The sequence below is a fragment of the Paenibacillus sp. J22TS3 genome (assembly GCF_018403205.1).
In the GTDB taxonomy this organism is placed as follows: Bacteria; Bacillota; Bacilli; order Paenibacillales; family Paenibacillaceae; genus Fontibacillus; species Fontibacillus tuaregi.
This window is the reverse complement of sequence record NZ_BOSF01000012.1, coordinates 22,362-37,656: the sequence shown is the minus strand read 5'-3', so window position 1 is coordinate 37,656 and position 15,295 is coordinate 22,362. Positions and strand designations below refer to the sequence as shown.

18 protein-coding genes are annotated in these 15,295 nt (G+C 47.7%); 5 read left to right on the top strand and 13 right to left on the bottom strand.

Annotation, left to right across the window (positions count from 1 at the left end; all coding sequences use genetic code 11):
- Positions 1–386: 386 nt before the first annotated feature.
- From KJS63_RS24725 to KJS63_RS24675, 11 genes are all read right to left on the bottom strand, one after another.
- Positions 387–983, bottom strand: a complete 597-nt coding sequence (locus KJS63_RS24725; protein ID WP_213621516.1) for a GNAT family N-acetyltransferase — start codon at positions 981–983, stop codon at positions 387–389.
- A gap of 108 nt (positions 984–1,091) precedes the next feature.
- On the bottom strand, positions 1,092–1,781 hold the full coding sequence (locus KJS63_RS24720) for a class I SAM-dependent methyltransferase (protein WP_213621515.1): 690 nt from the start codon (positions 1,779–1,781) through the stop codon (positions 1,092–1,094).
- A 107-nt stretch (positions 1,782–1,888) separates the two neighbouring features.
- Positions 1,889–2,512, bottom strand: a complete 624-nt coding sequence (locus KJS63_RS24715; RefSeq protein WP_213621514.1) for an SAP domain-containing protein — start codon at positions 2,510–2,512, stop codon at positions 1,889–1,891.
- A 101-nt stretch (positions 2,513–2,613) separates the two neighbouring features.
- Positions 2,614–3,117: a hypothetical protein gene (locus tag KJS63_RS24710; protein WP_213621513.1), complete on the bottom strand. Its 504-nt coding sequence runs from the start codon at positions 3,115–3,117 to the stop codon at positions 2,614–2,616.
- 95 nt (positions 3,118–3,212) lie between these two features.
- Positions 3,213–3,620: a DUF2691 family protein gene (locus KJS63_RS24705; protein WP_213621512.1), complete on the bottom strand. Its 408-nt coding sequence runs from the start codon at positions 3,618–3,620 to the stop codon at positions 3,213–3,215.
- Positions 3,621–3,802: 182 nt separating this feature from the next.
- Positions 3,803–4,285 carry a GNAT family N-acetyltransferase gene (locus KJS63_RS24700; protein ID WP_213621511.1) on the bottom strand — a complete coding sequence of 161 codons (483 nt, stop codon included), beginning with the start codon at positions 4,283–4,285 and terminating at the stop codon, positions 3,803–3,805.
- Between the two features lie 99 nt (positions 4,286–4,384).
- Positions 4,385–4,696, bottom strand: a complete 312-nt coding sequence (locus tag KJS63_RS24695) for a hypothetical protein (protein WP_213621510.1) — start codon at positions 4,694–4,696, stop codon at positions 4,385–4,387.
- Between the two features lie 53 nt (positions 4,697–4,749).
- Positions 4,750–5,199, bottom strand: coding sequence for a GNAT family N-acetyltransferase (locus KJS63_RS24690; protein ID WP_213621509.1), 450 nt, complete (start codon positions 5,197–5,199; stop codon positions 4,750–4,752).
- A gap of 131 nt (positions 5,200–5,330) precedes the next feature.
- Positions 5,331–5,498, bottom strand: coding sequence for a YHYH domain-containing protein (locus KJS63_RS24685; RefSeq protein WP_213621508.1), 168 nt, complete (start codon positions 5,496–5,498; stop codon positions 5,331–5,333).
- Between the two features lie 95 nt (positions 5,499–5,593).
- Positions 5,594–5,992, bottom strand: a complete 399-nt coding sequence (locus tag KJS63_RS24680) for a DUF2500 domain-containing protein (protein WP_213621507.1) — start codon at positions 5,990–5,992, stop codon at positions 5,594–5,596.
- 536 nt (positions 5,993–6,528) lie between these two features.
- The gene (locus KJS63_RS24675) at positions 6,529–6,876 is read right to left on the bottom strand and encodes a hypothetical protein (RefSeq protein ID WP_213621506.1); all 348 of its coding nucleotides are present in this window, start codon (positions 6,874–6,876) and stop codon (positions 6,529–6,531) included.
- A 287-nt stretch (positions 6,877–7,163) separates the two neighbouring features.
- Between KJS63_RS24675 and KJS63_RS24670 the strand changes: the two genes are divergently transcribed.
- Positions 7,164–9,227: a transglycosylase domain-containing protein gene (locus KJS63_RS24670; protein ID WP_213621505.1), complete on the top strand. Its 2,064-nt coding sequence runs from the start codon at positions 7,164–7,166 to the stop codon at positions 9,225–9,227.
- Between the two features lie 244 nt (positions 9,228–9,471).
- The gene (locus KJS63_RS24665) at positions 9,472–10,122 is read left to right on the top strand and encodes a DNA-3-methyladenine glycosylase (RefSeq protein ID WP_244862769.1); all 651 of its coding nucleotides are present in this window, start codon (positions 9,472–9,474) and stop codon (positions 10,120–10,122) included.
- 219 nt (positions 10,123–10,341) lie between these two features.
- On the opposite strand, the gene KJS63_RS24660 is transcribed toward KJS63_RS24665, so the two are convergent.
- A complete protein-coding gene (locus KJS63_RS24660) occupies positions 10,342–10,578 on the bottom strand; it encodes a DUF2642 domain-containing protein (RefSeq protein WP_213621555.1) in 237 nt (78 codons plus the stop codon).
- A 416-nt stretch (positions 10,579–10,994) separates the two neighbouring features.
- Here KJS63_RS24660 and KJS63_RS24655 point away from each other — a divergent pair, with 416 nt between their 5' ends.
- The 3 genes from KJS63_RS24655 (at position 10,995) to KJS63_RS24645 (ending at position 14,406) form a co-directional block, all read left to right on the top strand.
- Positions 10,995–11,381: an ArsR/SmtB family transcription factor gene (locus KJS63_RS24655; RefSeq protein WP_213621503.1), complete on the top strand. Its 387-nt coding sequence runs from the start codon at positions 10,995–10,997 to the stop codon at positions 11,379–11,381.
- On the top strand, positions 11,374–13,698 hold the full coding sequence (locus KJS63_RS24650; RefSeq protein ID WP_213621502.1) for a heavy metal translocating P-type ATPase: 2,325 nt from the start codon (positions 11,374–11,376) through the stop codon (positions 13,696–13,698). Before KJS63_RS24655 ends, KJS63_RS24650 begins: the two co-directional genes overlap by 8 nt.
- Before the next feature lie 330 nt (positions 13,699–14,028).
- Positions 14,029–14,406: an MmcQ/YjbR family DNA-binding protein gene (locus tag KJS63_RS24645; protein WP_213621501.1), complete on the top strand. Its 378-nt coding sequence runs from the start codon at positions 14,029–14,031 to the stop codon at positions 14,404–14,406.
- 323 nt (positions 14,407–14,729) lie between these two features.
- Here KJS63_RS24645 and KJS63_RS24640 read toward each other — a convergent pair whose 3' ends face one another.
- Complete coding sequence (locus KJS63_RS24640; RefSeq protein WP_213621500.1) at positions 14,730–15,245, bottom strand: YwhD family protein; 516 nt, start codon at positions 15,243–15,245, stop codon at positions 14,730–14,732.
- Positions 15,246–15,295: the final 50 nt, after the last annotated feature.

Here is a 15,295-nt window from a genome sequence, read left to right as displayed (position 1 = left end):
TCCTAATTGTTGGTTGTCTTCTATTATATGGAACACAACCTTTTCTAAATAATGAACCAGGGATCATTGGTATGTCTCTTATGAGAACGCTTGAATGGGCGTAGAAGTTGGAAGTAATTATTCCAATTAGCCAGTTAAGCTCCATAAATTTCTTGGCCACCAAATATAAACAGCTAGTTTATGAAAACAGCCTCATACTCCTGCTTGCACACGAACTATTTGTTATTTCCTGCGTTACTTAAGTAAAGGAGATGATCAAAGTGAGCTCAATAATTGTTGGCATTCTTATCATGGCTATCGGTGTAATTAAGATCATAAAAAAAGTCCCCACCAATGACCCCTATTCATCGTTCCATCGTTGGGTACTCGGTATCTTAATCATACTTTCAGGTGTAGTCATTGTCCTGATGCGTCTTCTTAAATAGGTTATCACGGGAGGAGGTTATTTCTTCGTACTCTCTTTTTAGAATACTCATGTAAATCGTATCTGAATAACGTCCATGAATAAAATTCCTCTCTCTTAATCTTCCCTCTTCCTTAAACCCGCACTTTACGTAGCATCTATACGCTCTTTCATTGAAATCGTGAACTTGCAACTGCAATCGATTTAAATTTAATCTGTTAAATACAAACTCTTGCAGTACTTTTATTGCTTCTGTACCGTATCCCTTGCCGAGATATTTCTTAATTCCAATCACGATCCCAAGCTCGGCCGATCTATTCTTCCAATCTAATCTGAATAAATCAATTTGACCTATATATTCTTCAGTATCTTTTAGAGCAATTACAAATCCTTTCTGCTCTGTTGTTCCCTCAAGTAATGAATTCAAATATTGTTCTGTTCCATTTACGGTATGTGGGTACAAGAAAACATCTGATAAGTTATCAACGATTTCCGGGTCGTTGCACCACTGTCTCATTGAATCTAAATCTTCCTTCTGATATTCTCTCAAAATAATTCGATTTCCAAGCAGCCGGGGCATGGTGACACATCCTTTAAGGTTTATTATCATAGCGTTAGTTTAATAGGGTACTCAGCCCGAATTCCAGGGGTACGTTACCATTAAGGCTCAGGTACATCATTAAATTTCCTACACATGTTTCCACCAAACTCCCGCACATTCCGGAACAGTTGACCACTGATTCTCTGCAATCTTCTTTGCCAGCTCTTCTCCAAAAAAGAACTCCGTGCAGTTTTTCGCCTCCTCAACATCACTAAACTTATAATCCATGCGTATCCACTTATGCTGAAAACCATAGTCCTCCTCAAGAGCTTTGTAGTAGTTCGCCAAGAACGCTGGAGGATTCGGGGTTTCCGTACCCGTACCCATAGTTTCAAAAATAATTATCGTTCCCTTTGACCTCAAAACACGATAAAGTTCTGAAATAATAAGCTTTAAATTCTCTTCCCAATCCAGGTTATCCGTATTTGCTAAGTAACAGATACTCCACCCCGAAACCACTACATCAATGGAGTTATCCGCAACGGGGATTACCCTATGATCAGCTACTACTTTTGTCCAATTACGGACAACTCCTTGTTCTACCAGATTAATTTCTAATAGTTCCAGCATAGAAGATGAAATATCTGTGCATATCAATGATTTTGCATCCTTAGCAAGAACACTGGATAATCTGCCTGAACCGGCCCCTAAATCAAGGATATCCAGATCCTTGTAATCCCGAATCCCCCTTATTAGCTCTGATAGCTCGGGCTGCTTACTGATCATTAGCTCATAAGTATGGGTTTGATTCTGATAAATTTGCTCATGCGTAGTCACTGTGAATCACTCCTTTTTAATTAACATGGAGGGAGGTATTCGTATTTTATTATGTATATTCGTGGAGGTTGATGTGTGTTGTTCTCCCTAATTTCAGGCAAGCGGGCTCATTCCCGCTTATCCTTCAAGTACTCTTCTAATAAATCAGGGGAATACCGTTTATGACCTGGATTGTCACGCACCTTGCCCCATAATTGTGCGGCAACTTTCATGCGGTCTATTATCTTTTTAGTCCGGGCATCCTTATTAAAATCCTTAACGAAATTGTTCCACTGATAGGTTCTCTCTTCTAAGCTGGCAAGAGGCTTCTCTCCTTCATAAATTTTAATCAAATCAGCCACTGTCATTTCCATGTCGCCCAAACGTTCAGCCTCTCTAAGGGCAGCTGCCATTTCTTTAGTGAAAGAGAACTTCTTTTTGTTGTAGTACTTTGCAAAAAACTCTCTTGCCGTCTGATTGAATTTAAAACCATCCGGAATCAACCTCGTGTCCAGCGACAGTTCCCTAAGTTCCGTTTTCTTTCTGACGCCCGTGTTAACTAACCGTCTGTCGGGGCTTGCTTCACCAGCCAACAAGTTCTTTATCCTTATCTCCAGCTCCGCTTTTGTCCCAAAGGATGGAAGTCCAAGTTCTCTGCATATGCCCACTAATTCTTCCTTATACCAATAGTGCATTTCAAATTCCTGTATCGTTATATTTTTAGAAAAAAGCGGCCTTTGAGTTCTGCTCATACAAGTGGCCTCCTGAATTTGATTCGCCTCAACTGCCTTTAAGGCCGTTTGAAACTCTTCGAATATAGTTTTAGATAGGTACAGAAGCTAAACTTTTGCAGTTACATATAGAGATTCGCAAGGAAGTCTTTGGATATTTCATAAATGACATAGATGATGATGCTTACGTTGATCAGTACGCCTAACAACACTTTAGACAATTCATCCCGATCTTTTCGGAGAAGGATACGATTAATTTGGAATCCTAAAGATATACTTTCGCCAATTAAATTCACTGGCCATACTATTAAAGGGTATAAAGCTACGAACATTAATACATTCAAAAATATTCCCAGTATAAGAAATAGAACCATAATAATAATTTGCACCACAGGCCACAACAATATAAGGGTGGTAATAACAGATTTACCTTCTATTATGTATCCCAGCGTAATTCCCACACCGATCAATAAAAGGATAAATAATAACGAGTACCCTATGGGTACGGCTTGATGACTAAAAAAACCCCCATCGAATCTATTAAAAACCTCTATACCTACTATAATGCTCAATGCTGTAAGAATAATAAGTATCGCAATCCTCAGAATGACTGCTGATTTATTCATATTCCACCTTTTCCTATGTACTATTTGTAGTAACTATTTCAGCTTCACTAAAAAATCTTTGTACTATCCGGCAGGCTACTTCCATTACCTGTTGTTTACCACACCGTTAAACGAGTCCTCATGTCGTTATCATCAGTTATGTAATCCAGATTGCTATACCCTCTTATCCTTGCATTCAGATACAGACTTTCAAGTGCTTCTCTATCTTTGCAATAGACTTCAATATATGAGCTATCAATAACTAAAAGCACAAGCTGACAAGCGCTATCTAAATATTCCTTATACGTCCTCACCTCTGCTACTGCTTCTCCCTTAGGAAAAGCTTTTAAATCCTGAAATATTAAGTAGTATTCGTTGTTCTCAATAATATTTTTAAGATGCCCACCATCCATTCCTATAGTCTCACGTAAAAATAGCAGGCCATCTAACTTCCCCTCGTTTACTAAATAAGACTCCTCTCCTCCGATGTACCAATCGAATCTGGCTGTCCGTTCAACCGCCAACCCAATCATTCAATCCCGTACTGATCATAAAACTCTTTGATTAGCTCATCCTTTTTCTCTTTCCCCACAAATAACCATGTCTCCTCTTGCAACCTCGTGCTTATTAGAGTTCTCGCCCTCTAAAATGCAAGTAACCTGTCATATCTGTGTATCTAGTCAATTTGCTTAGCCGCTTTCGCTATTCAAATAAGTTCTCTACGCATGTGTATGGCTATTAATTGCTTTGCTTCAACTCCCGGTATTTCGATATCAAAAGGCTTGAACCCATACTTAGTGTAGAATGCTAACCCTCTTGAATTCGTGTTATGGCAGGCTAACTGCATCGTTTTGCATCCTAAATTGTTTTTAGCTTTATCAAGCATTACATCTAGTAAATAACGTGCTGCCCCTTGCCCCCTATACTTAGGCGACACGATTACATTACCAAGCCAACCGCAGCCTTCCTCCGCATCATAGCCATATATATTTGCATAAGCGACGACTTCATTCGTCCGATTATTTAGAATAACCGTGGGCTCGAACCGACCCTCTAATAAATTTAATATTTGGTCTGGAGTTAATGGATAAACAAATTTAGGGCTTACATAACTTAACTCCTCTTCCGTTTGCGGAAAAGAACATATGGTTTCTAAATCTTTATGGTCAAGACTTCGGTGAGTGCACATTTTCCCCCTCCTCTTTAGGCGGTTAAGTTTCCCATTCTTGGGCTCATGAGCCTGAGGACATATGGCCCCGGCGTTCATGAAATTTGATTTTTTTACTCACTACTTATTAGGATTAACTCCATTGTGTTCGTTGTTAAATTCTTGAGTAGCATTTCGAACATCACGCATATATTTGCTTATCAAATCTCCGAATAGGAAAATAAAACCGCCAATTATACATAATGAACCTAACCAGTAATTGAGTGATAAGTTCATCTCATAGTCCTGTGGACTATATGATCCGGCAGCCGCTGCTTGGAATGCAGCCCGCCCAAGTTGAACTGCAAACTCTTCTACTATTTTTGAAACGGTAATAATAATGATACCTAGAAAGATTGATATTAAAGAGAAGATAACTCTAATATGTTTCATAGATTTCCTCACCTTTCATTTGATATCTTCGGGGGAAGACGATTCCCGCATGTCTAAATCGTCTTCTCAAAAATATACAGCCCTCCTTCCTCACCAACCTTAGAATATCCGCACTTTGTATAGAAATGGTGATTTTTCACACTCCAGCTAGGTGTGTCAAGCCACCATTTTTTACAACCTGAATAGATTCCTTCAATTTCTTCAATTACTCTCATCCCAATTCCTTGATTCTGAAAGTTCGGATCAATAAAAATCCGACCAAGATTATGTGCTTCACTACTTTCTATTAATATCAAAACTCCCCCTATTATTTCCCCATCAAGGAGCACCTTAAAATACTCACAATTTTGCATCATCTCCTCTTGCCAGCTTGACGAATCATAACCTGATGGGCCACCTATTTCGTTATTATTGAAATGTTTTGATTCTTCATCAAAGCTGGCCTTTTGTATCTCAGCAAGCCTTTGTGCATCATCTTTTATTGCTCGTTCTAATTTCAGCATTAGAAACATCTCCATTAATGAAAATTAAATTGCGTCAATGCCTGATGAAAAAAGCCCGCCTGAAAATATTTCAGATGGGCCATATAGTATGTTCATAATTCCTAGGCGGTATGCGTCTATCCAACCCATCGTCATTTTTTCTTATGGTAGTGATAGCCTGTGCACAGTCCTTTTTGCTTGGATTTTGTAGAGCATTTATGCCCGCCATTTTTATCCGTTCTTCCAGAATGAGCGTAAGCAGCAGACGAAGTTCCTACTAATAAGGCAAGCGAAATGACAATCATAACAACTTTTCTCATAGATCTTCCCTATACCTCCCTATGCTTTAGGATCGATACAATTCTACATCATTCTACAACGGATTCCATAATGTGGATATAGTGAGTTGCTCCGATCACCAATCTCCCCCAGCACCCACTCTCGTAAATCCTTTAAATCTGCTCCCCTGAAAAGTCAATTCCCCCGTGTCGCCAACCACCAGGATTCCATAGTCGCTTGATTTAACCTGCAGTTCTTTCCGGGTGTGATCCTCGAATTCGAACGTTATAAAGTAACTGGTGTTAGTGCTTGAATCACCAGACCCTCCCCACACCTTAGTCCTCTTATCTACAATTTTACACTGCCTTGTCAGCAGCTCTGCCTGATTGTTTGAAGTCCAGGTGCTTATTCCCTTAATGATGACCGTCAAGAATCCACCAACCACTAATATAAATACAGTCCCTAAAAATAACTTGAAGAATAAAGGCACCTCACTCATGAAATCAAAAAAGCCCATTTCACCAAAACCGTTCATAACCTCTCCTTTTGGGCTTGAATCTGAAAATTCTTTTCCTTGGCCCCTTATTGTGGTAGCTCATTCTTAACATCGGCAATTATCATCTAGTCTCATTCCATTATTATACATTCGGAAGTTGGGGTGTGACAGCTCTAATTGTATAATCCTATCATTAGCAACCCTCATATGCCTCTCCTAACCCCCATATTTGCACAAATTATTCTCTTCTCCCCCACGACCGCTGGGTCAAGCAAGCCTAAATCAATTAAAAAAAGAGACAATCCTCCTCCGAGAATCTGCCTCCAGCCTTGTGGTCCTATCTAGCTATCCAGTGCAATTCCCCAATCTAAAGATCTAAATGGGTCCTAACCCTTAATCTTTGCTCAAATGCTCCCGAGCCATCTCCTTAATTACGGATCTAAGCTCGTCCTGAAAAGCCCTACTACTCATCCCCACGTATTCTTCCCCAACCTCGGTGTACCTCTTCAACTGTTCCTTACTCAAATACTCCGCCCGATTCGTGCCAAGCACCTCCTATTCAACTCACTGTTACTTTATCGTGATAACTTCTCCAAATAATCTCTCATGGTCAGGCTTCCTGACCTTCTTCCGGCAATGTTCCAAGCCACAAACATAATGAGAAAGGCCAATGGAAGCGACATCCAATATCCCAACGCCAAAAAAAACACAGGCATGAACAGAAAAGATAACATGAAATACTTCCAGCCCCCGCTGGCATCTGGTCCCGATATCCACACGATAACTTCGATGTAGTTATTCATCCAGTAATATAAACCATACCCCGTCGCAATATAGGGGATGAGCAGCAAATACCAATAATCCAGTACCCACTTGGCATACCTTATGATCCTCATTTTGGCTTTCGTCAGCCGTTCACTCATATTTTCAGCTCCTCAACATCGTCTAGCGTTAATCCTAAATCTCCCTAATTCCTAATTTCTATATCCGCGAAAAAAAACCTCCCACTATCTATACATAAACCACCCAAATGAATAACTCACCTAAACTTTCCCATACTGGAAAATAGCCATAATTTCTAATCCGAGTACCTGCTGATTTTGAATCCTGACTCACATGGCCATACCAGATTGCCGTGCTTATCCCGTCACCAGCCATTAGCCACAATAGACATACTCAACCGCACCAAGAATGAAGGAGGCACCACATCATGGAGCAGCTCACACGGAGCGGCCGCCCGTCCCGCCGGGGCTGGAGGCTTATCTTCAAAATATTCCTGATCACCGCCCTACTAGGCATCTGTACGATTATAGGCACGCTCATCTATCTCGCTAATACACCACTGCCAACGGCTGATTCGGATCGGAACTCCCGCCTGGTCGATGCCAGCGGGAAGACTATTGCCGCCTTCTCCTCCGGCGCCCGGAACCGGATTGGCGTGAAGCTGGATCAGATTTCCCCCTATCTTATTCAAGCCACGCTGGCCGTAGAGGACCGCAACTTTTACCATCACCTCGGCTTTGATATCAAAGGTATGGCCCGTGCCGTGCTGGTAAACATTGAGCATCTGGATACCGTGCAGGGAGCCAGCACGCTGACCCAGCAGCTTGCGCGGAACCTGTACTTATCCCATGAGCGCACCTGGACCCGTAAAGCCAAGGAGGCGATGTACACCGCCCAGCTCGAAATGAAATACAGCAAGGACGAGATCCTGCAAATGTACCTCAATGAGGTCTATTACGGACGGGGAGCTTACGGCGTTGAAGCCGCGTCCCAGATGTATTTCGGTAAACCGGCAAGGGCTTTAACCTTGGGCGAAAGCGCGATGCTCGCGGGAATTCCGAAGGGCCCGACGTACTACTCGCCGTACAACTCCATGAAGAATGCCAAGGACCGGCAGCGAATTGTGCTGAAGACGATGGTTGAGACCGGGGCGATTTCCCAGAGAGAGGCCGACAGCGCTTATGCCCAGCTGCTCGATTTCAAGCCCCCTTCCCAGCGGACTACCGGAGATGAGGCTCCCTATTTCCGCGATTATGTACGCAGCATCGTGGTGAATCAGCTGGGGATTAGCGAGAGCCTGCTGGAGCACGGCGGGCTGACGATCTACTCCACCTTGGACATGCAGGCACAAAAGGCGGCTGAAGACGCCGTGAAGAGTGAGACGAGCGGAAGCCCCGACCTGCAGGCGGCTCTGATCTCAATGGACCCGCGGAGCGGATACATCAAGGCTTTTGTGGGAGGAGCAAATTATGCGAAGAATCAGTATAATCACGTTCTGGCCAAGACGCGTCAGCCCGGCTCTTCCTTCAAGCCGATTATGTACCTGACTGCCCTCTCTTCCCGCAAAATGACCGAAGCCAGCATGTTCAACAGCCAGCCGACGATGTTCCACTACGACGGGAACCGCAAGACCTACAGCCCGCGCAATTTCGGGGAAAAATATCTCGGCGAGATTGACATGCGCCAGGCTATCGCTGCGTCCGACAACATTTATGCGGTCAATACCCTGTTGACCGTAGGGGCCAAACCCGTCATCGACATGGCCCGCCGCATGGGGATCGACAGCCCGATGGAGCCGGTGCCCTCGCTCGCGCTCGGAACCTCGCCGGTGAGCCCTTTTGAGATGGCATCCGCATTCGCGGTCATCAGCAACCAGGGCAGGAGCGTCCAGCCGACCGCTATCACCAAAATCATCGACAGCACCGGCGACGTTCTCTACGAGTATAAGCCGCCAGTCCAGGAACAAATCGTGGAGCCCGCCGCCGCCTATGTCATGACCCATCTCATGGAGAGTGTGTTCGAGACGGGCGGTACGGGCAACCGCGTATCGGCGGTGATGAAGCGCCCGGTCGCTGGCAAGACCGGCACCACCCACACCGACGCCTGGCTCGTCGGCTTCACTCCCGAGCTGTCGACGGCAGTCTGGGTCGGCTACGACAAAGGCAAAGCGCTTGCAACGGCAGAATCGCGCAAAGCCGCGCCAATCTTCGCACAGTTCACGGAAAAGGCGCTGGAGAACGTGCCGCCGAAGATTTTTCCCATTCCCGACGGGGTAGTGAGCGTCTATGTTGACCCGCAGTCAGGCAAGCTGGCGACGAATGAATGTGCGGAGAACCAGCGGCTTGAAATGTTTATCAAAGGGACTGAACCAACAGAGTACTGCAGCGTACATGGAGGTAAGGGAGCGCCTGCACCTGAACCGAATGAAGGGAAAGAGTCTAAGGGCCGTTCCTGGTGGGGGGATTTGAAGCGTTGGTGGATGAATAAATAAGCAAGATACAGATATTGCCTCTTGGAAGCTGGTTATATAACATAGGGATAATACACAAAAATGACCGGACCGTAAGGAGGCATTCCACGGCATGAGCACCAACCATACAGATAAAACCGGGTGGACAGGCAAGTCACCTGATCCGTCATTTGAACAGCCATCTGATAAGACAGCACCAGTATCTGATAAGACACCATCCGTGCCAAGCCAACCAAACAGCTCAGAGACAGCCGGGTTTCACCCGCTGCTTCCCGACTCCCTCTACCAGCTTACCGCCCTCGAAGCGGCTCCTCGTCTGCTCGGGCATACGCTTGTCCGCAAAACGGAGGATGGGGAGATCCGCTGCCGGATCATCGAGACGGAAGCCTACGGCGGTGTCGAAGACAAGGGAAGTCATGCGTTTGGTGGGCGCAGCACCGCTAGAACGTCCATCATGTTCGAAGCCGGAGGCTGTGCTTACGTCTATCTGATCTACGGAATGTACAGCTGTCTAAACGTGGTGACTGGTCATCAGGGTGACCCTCAGGCCGTGCTGATCCGTGCGGTAGAGCCGCTGACCGAGCTGGATCAATTGCTGATGCGGAAATACAGACAGATCAACTCGCACAAGGCAGCAGACCTGAGCAACGGCCCTGGCAAGCTCTGTCGTGCTTTACGCATCGACCGGAGTCTGAACGGGCTCAGCCTGCGGACACCCGGCGAGCCACTTTGGCTGGAGGCCGGAACCCACACACAGAACTTCGAGATCGTGGAGTCTCCCCGCATTAACATCGATTACGCGGAGGAGTATGCCGCCAAGCCTTGGCGTTTCAACATCAAGGATCATCCCTATGTCTCGGTTAAGCCCAAATCGGTGGTTATAAACGGCACATTCCAGGAATTATTGATCAACTAGGCAAGTTTAGCAATAATGCCAGACCTGCATTTTTAGGATTCCGCCGGGATCACTGATTCGGGATTTCAAGACCTGGTCCCACATTGAAAAATGCTTTGGTACAGCGAAATTGCCACCTGGCCCATCAGAGATTGGCTTTTGAGGGGAGCCAGATTTGTGATCTTAGGACACTTAACATAGCCAAAAGAGGGCTGCTTACACAGCCCCCTGATTCATTAATTAATCCGGCATTATCCATACAATTTCGGCAATGCGGACAAAGAATTTCTTGTGTCTTTCTTCAAGCACCACATGATCTTGTTTGACATCAAGGACGCAACCATCGAGCCTGCCACGGGTCGTTTCTAAAATAACTATTTTTCCGATCAGGGACATTAAGGCTTCAACCACGCAGGAGTCAACAGGGCTAACTACAACAGGACAGGGCTTGTGGTGTCCATAAGGCGCGTAGGGCATTCCAGCCGGGAACTGATAACTATTCAACGAACGTACCTCCTAATGTTTTGATACCTCATTCTATGCAGATGCCTATAATAGTTTTGGGCTCCTGCCCAGGGTCCAAAAAACAATCGTGCCAGAACCTCTCAGTCCCTTCTTCTGACCCCCGTTTTGTTCCGCACCGCTCGAGGCTCCCAGCGCGCGGTGTGGCGCTGCATTACGGCTGCCAACCACGCCACATTCCACGGCCCAAGCCTACTCAGCAGTCACCCCCAGCAGGCTCTTCTGCCTGCCAAATTCACCATTTGTCCAAAATAATCCATAAAAATGTTTATGACATTCAAATAACGGTTTGAATATATGTGTAGAGTGAGGTATACTGATCCCAAACAATCAAACGAACTTTTGAATGATTCTGAAAGGAAGCGAATTTCATGAAAACTCAGACCGATGACAATCGCTTGGAAGTATGTGAAGTTACGTGTGAACATGAAGAAATCACCTCAAAGCTGCGGGGGCTGCTGCAGGAGGAAGAGATTGTGGGCATGGCCCAAATCTTCAAGTCCCTGTCAGACCCGAACCGTGTGAAGATTGCTTTTCTGCTGGATCAGGGCAAGGAGCTCTGTGTGTGCGATATCGCAGCCCTGCTTGACTGTTCGGTTGCCACAGCCTCCCATCATTTGCGCCAGTTGAAGGCTGCCCATATTACCAAGTCCCGCAAGGAAGGCAAGAATGTTTACTATTCCTTGAAAGACCATCACATCCAGACTCTGATCACAATGACACTCGAACACCAGAGGGAGAAGAGTGACCATGAATAGTTCATCTGCTAAAGCCAAAGCCGAATTTACCGTACAAGGCCTGTCCTGTGCGAATTGTGCCCGCGAGCTTCAGGACGAGATCCGCAAGCTGGAGCACGGCGAGGACGCCGAACTGCATTACAACAGCAGCAGACTGATAGTAAATCCCAGCATTGACCTGACTCGTGTTGCCAAAATTTTAAAAAGCGATGGCGCCTCGATTGTCCACACCGGCGCGCCAGGCTCATCGGCCACCCGCACAGGAGGCCTGTCCGAGCAGATGGCCTCTGGCCGGGCTGAAGGGCCGCAAAGCCCTGGGCAAGCTGGACATGAGCATCCTGAGCAAGGTCACAGCCATGCCCACGGCCACGATCATGCAGGTAGCCACAGTCATGATGGCCACGGCCACACCCATACTGACATTCATGGACATGATCACGGCCACGACCATAGTCATGGAGGGCATGGCGGACAGCTTATCAAATGGCTGCTCAGCAGCGCAGCCATTCTGTACATCGCTACGTTTGTGCTTGGTAACGTGCTTCCTTCCTCCGGACTCATTGTTTTATACGCGGGAGCCATTATACTGAGCGGATACTCCACATTCTGGCGGGGACTTAAGAACCTGCTCAGATTGAAATTCAACATGGATACCCTGATGACTGTCGCATTGGTAGGTGCGGTGATTATCGGGGAATGGAAGGAAGCCACTCTGGTAGCCATTCTATTCGGACTGAACGAGCTGCTCGAAGGCTACGGCATGAGCCGTGCCCGCAAATCCATGGAAGCTCTTCTGAGTGCCGCGCCTAAACAGGCGGTCATACTCCTTGGCGACGGCAGCACTAAGACTATTCCGATCGAAAGCCTGAACGTAGGAGACATCGTCATCGTCCGTGCCGGGGAGAAGATCCCTTCAGACGGAACGATTACCGAAGGCGACAGCGCGGTGAATGAAGCTGCGATCACCGGTGAATCCATTCCCGTCTCAAAGAGTGCCGGTGACACGGTATTTGGCGGAAGTGTCAACACCGAAGGACTTCTCAAGGTCAAGATCGAGAAGGCTTACCAGGATTCCTCGCTTTCGAAGATTATGCATCTCGTTCAGGAAGCGCAGGATACCAAGACACCAACCGAGCTGTTTATTGATAAATTTGCGCGTTATTATACGCCGGCTATCATGATTATTGCCGCACTCGTGGTTCTGATTCCGCCTCTTCTGCTCGGTGCGCCTTGGATGAAGTGGGTATATGAAGGACTCGCCATTCTGATTGTCGGCTGTCCTTGTGCCCTGGTTCTCTCCTCGCCAATTGCGCTGGTCAGCGGAATGACCCGCAGTGCCCGTATTGGCGTGCTGGTCAAAGGCGGCATTCACCTGGAGCAGCTTGGCAAGATCAACATGATCGCTTTCGATAAGACGGGCACTCTGACCGAGGGACGCCCGGCGGTTATCGAAGAAGCTGTCTACGATCATGAGAAATTCTATGCCATTGCCGGAGCCATGGAGCAATCCTCCCTTCACCCGTTGGCTCAGGCTGTGGTCCGAAAGGCAGAAGAATCGGGGACTGTGGAATTTGAGCAGGTTAGCGGCCTGCTGACCATTCCTGGCCAAGGGATTCAAGGAGATATTGGCGGGGTCCGTTACTGGGTTGGAAACGAGCAGCTGTTAGAGCATGTCTCCCTATCCGAAGACAGCAAGCAGCTCGTGCAATCCGATCTGAAGCGGATGAAGGAAGCGGGGTTGACCATCGTTCTGGCAGCAGACGCTCAGCATGTGCTTGGAATTGCCGGGCTGGCCGACCAGATCCGGCCGGAGAGCCGGGATGTTATCACCAGACTGCACCAAGCCGGAATTGAGCATACCGTGATGCTGACGGGTGACCACGAAGGCACAGCCCGTGCCGTGGCGAAGATGACCGGGGTCAGCGACTGGTATGCCGGCCTGCTGCCGGAGCAGAAGGTCGACAAGATCAAGGAGCTTGCCGCCAAGGGAAGCATCGCCATGGTCGGCGACGGCATCAACGATGCCCCGGCCCTGGCCACAGCCCAGCTGGGCATTGCCATGGGCAAGGGAACCGACAGTGCTGTGGAGACCGCCGACATCGTGCTGATGCAGGATCACCTCGGCAAGCTTCCGGCCGCGATCCGGATTGCCCGTCTCTCGAACCGGATCATCCGCTGGAACATCGCGATCAGCCTGGGGCTGAAGCTGATTGCCCTGCTGCTGACGATTCCGGGCCTGCTGACGCTCTGGATCGCGGTCATGTCCGACATGGGCGCGACCATCGTTGTCACTCTGCTTGGACTTACCGTCCTGCTTGGCAAAGACAAGGACGTTTAGCTGCTCCGCTTTCACACCGTGAAGCTCCCAGCGCGCGGTGTGGCGTTGCATGAAGGCTGTCAACGCATGCGGCAGCCTGAACCTCGTAATGGGTTCAGGCTGCCGCTTTATTTTTTTATCGTCACCCTGTTCCAAAACCGATGAACGTACGCCGCATAAGCGGACACCTTGGGCGGATGCTGTCCTAAAATGCTTGTTCACTAACTGAGCACCAGGCTCTTCAGCCAAGGAAAAATCCCGTCTCCTTTGCATGGTGACGCTCCTATAGTACACTGAAATAAGATTGGGCTTCAGTCAAAGCCTCTATTTTCGAAAAGGAGCGTCATCCCTATGAATCATCAGCAGCTGATTGAGCTCGGACTTGGTTATCCCGGTACAAGCCTGCGCTATCCTTTTGACCCGGAGCTTCCGGTATTGTATGTTGGCAGCAAAATGTTCGCCCTGCTAGGCACCCATGAGGGCGTGGAGTCGGTTAACCTCAAGGTTGACCCTGATGAAGCCTGGGTTCAGCGGGAGAGCTACCCTGGAACCGTACTGCCCGGGTACCATATGAACAAGCGCCATTGGAACACCGTTGTCCTGAACGGACAAGTCCCCGATGAGATCATCGCCTCCATGCTCCTGGAGTCGTATCAGCTGGTCGTCTCCAAGATGCCGAAGGCCTCCCGTCTTCTCCTGTTCCAAGGTGATTCCCCTTCATCCGTTTAGAGGTAGAAGTTAAAGCGGACTTGGCGCTTCCTTCATCTCCAACAAATATAATCCGGGTAACGCCGCCTCCCGGAATAACAGCTGGATTACGTTCAGATTCGTTCAAATTCGTTCGAATGGATACTGTTCCTTCTGGCTCACTTCGGGCCAACATACATAACATAAAGAAGCCGTACCCCGGTAAATCCCGGAGTACGGCCTCTTCGTTTTATATGGTTACGATCCTCACGTTCTGTATGGCTGCGATTCTCACGTTCTTACACTGCTGTAACCAACGAGTACGCTGTTTAAATCACCCAATCAGGTTAACCTTGTCCCTTATACTATACGTCCAGCGCAGTCTTCAGCTCGTCCGACGAACGGTTCCACCAGTCCTCGTTATGCGTGGTCAGCAGCGTGCGAAGTGCGCGCTTGTCGTCTGGACCCAGTTCATCCAGCATGATCCGGCGCTTGATGGCATAGTCCAGCTTGTTCACATGGTCGGCCAGAATCTTCCACCCACGCTTGGCTTCCGTGTCAATCCACATTTCGCAAGCTGTCGCGCCGCCATACACTTGTCCTTCCGGCGTACGGTCTACCGCAACCCATACCAGCCATACCTGGCGGCCATTCGGTACATCCTCCTTGTTCGCGGAGAACTTGATCCCCCGCTCCACCTTGCTCTTCGCGTGCATGGCTCCGATATCAATCTTCGCCTCACCACCATCAATAATAACAGGCGATACACTGTTCAGATCGATCGAGCCGGCCCCGAAGCCCTTATGCTTATTGCTCTTCTCGCTGCTGCTGATAATATTCAAGGCAATCTGCTTCTTGCCTACCTGATTTGGATTATCCATAATTCCCTCCATATATGGGCCGACGCGGCCCTGATCTGTCACTCATCTTA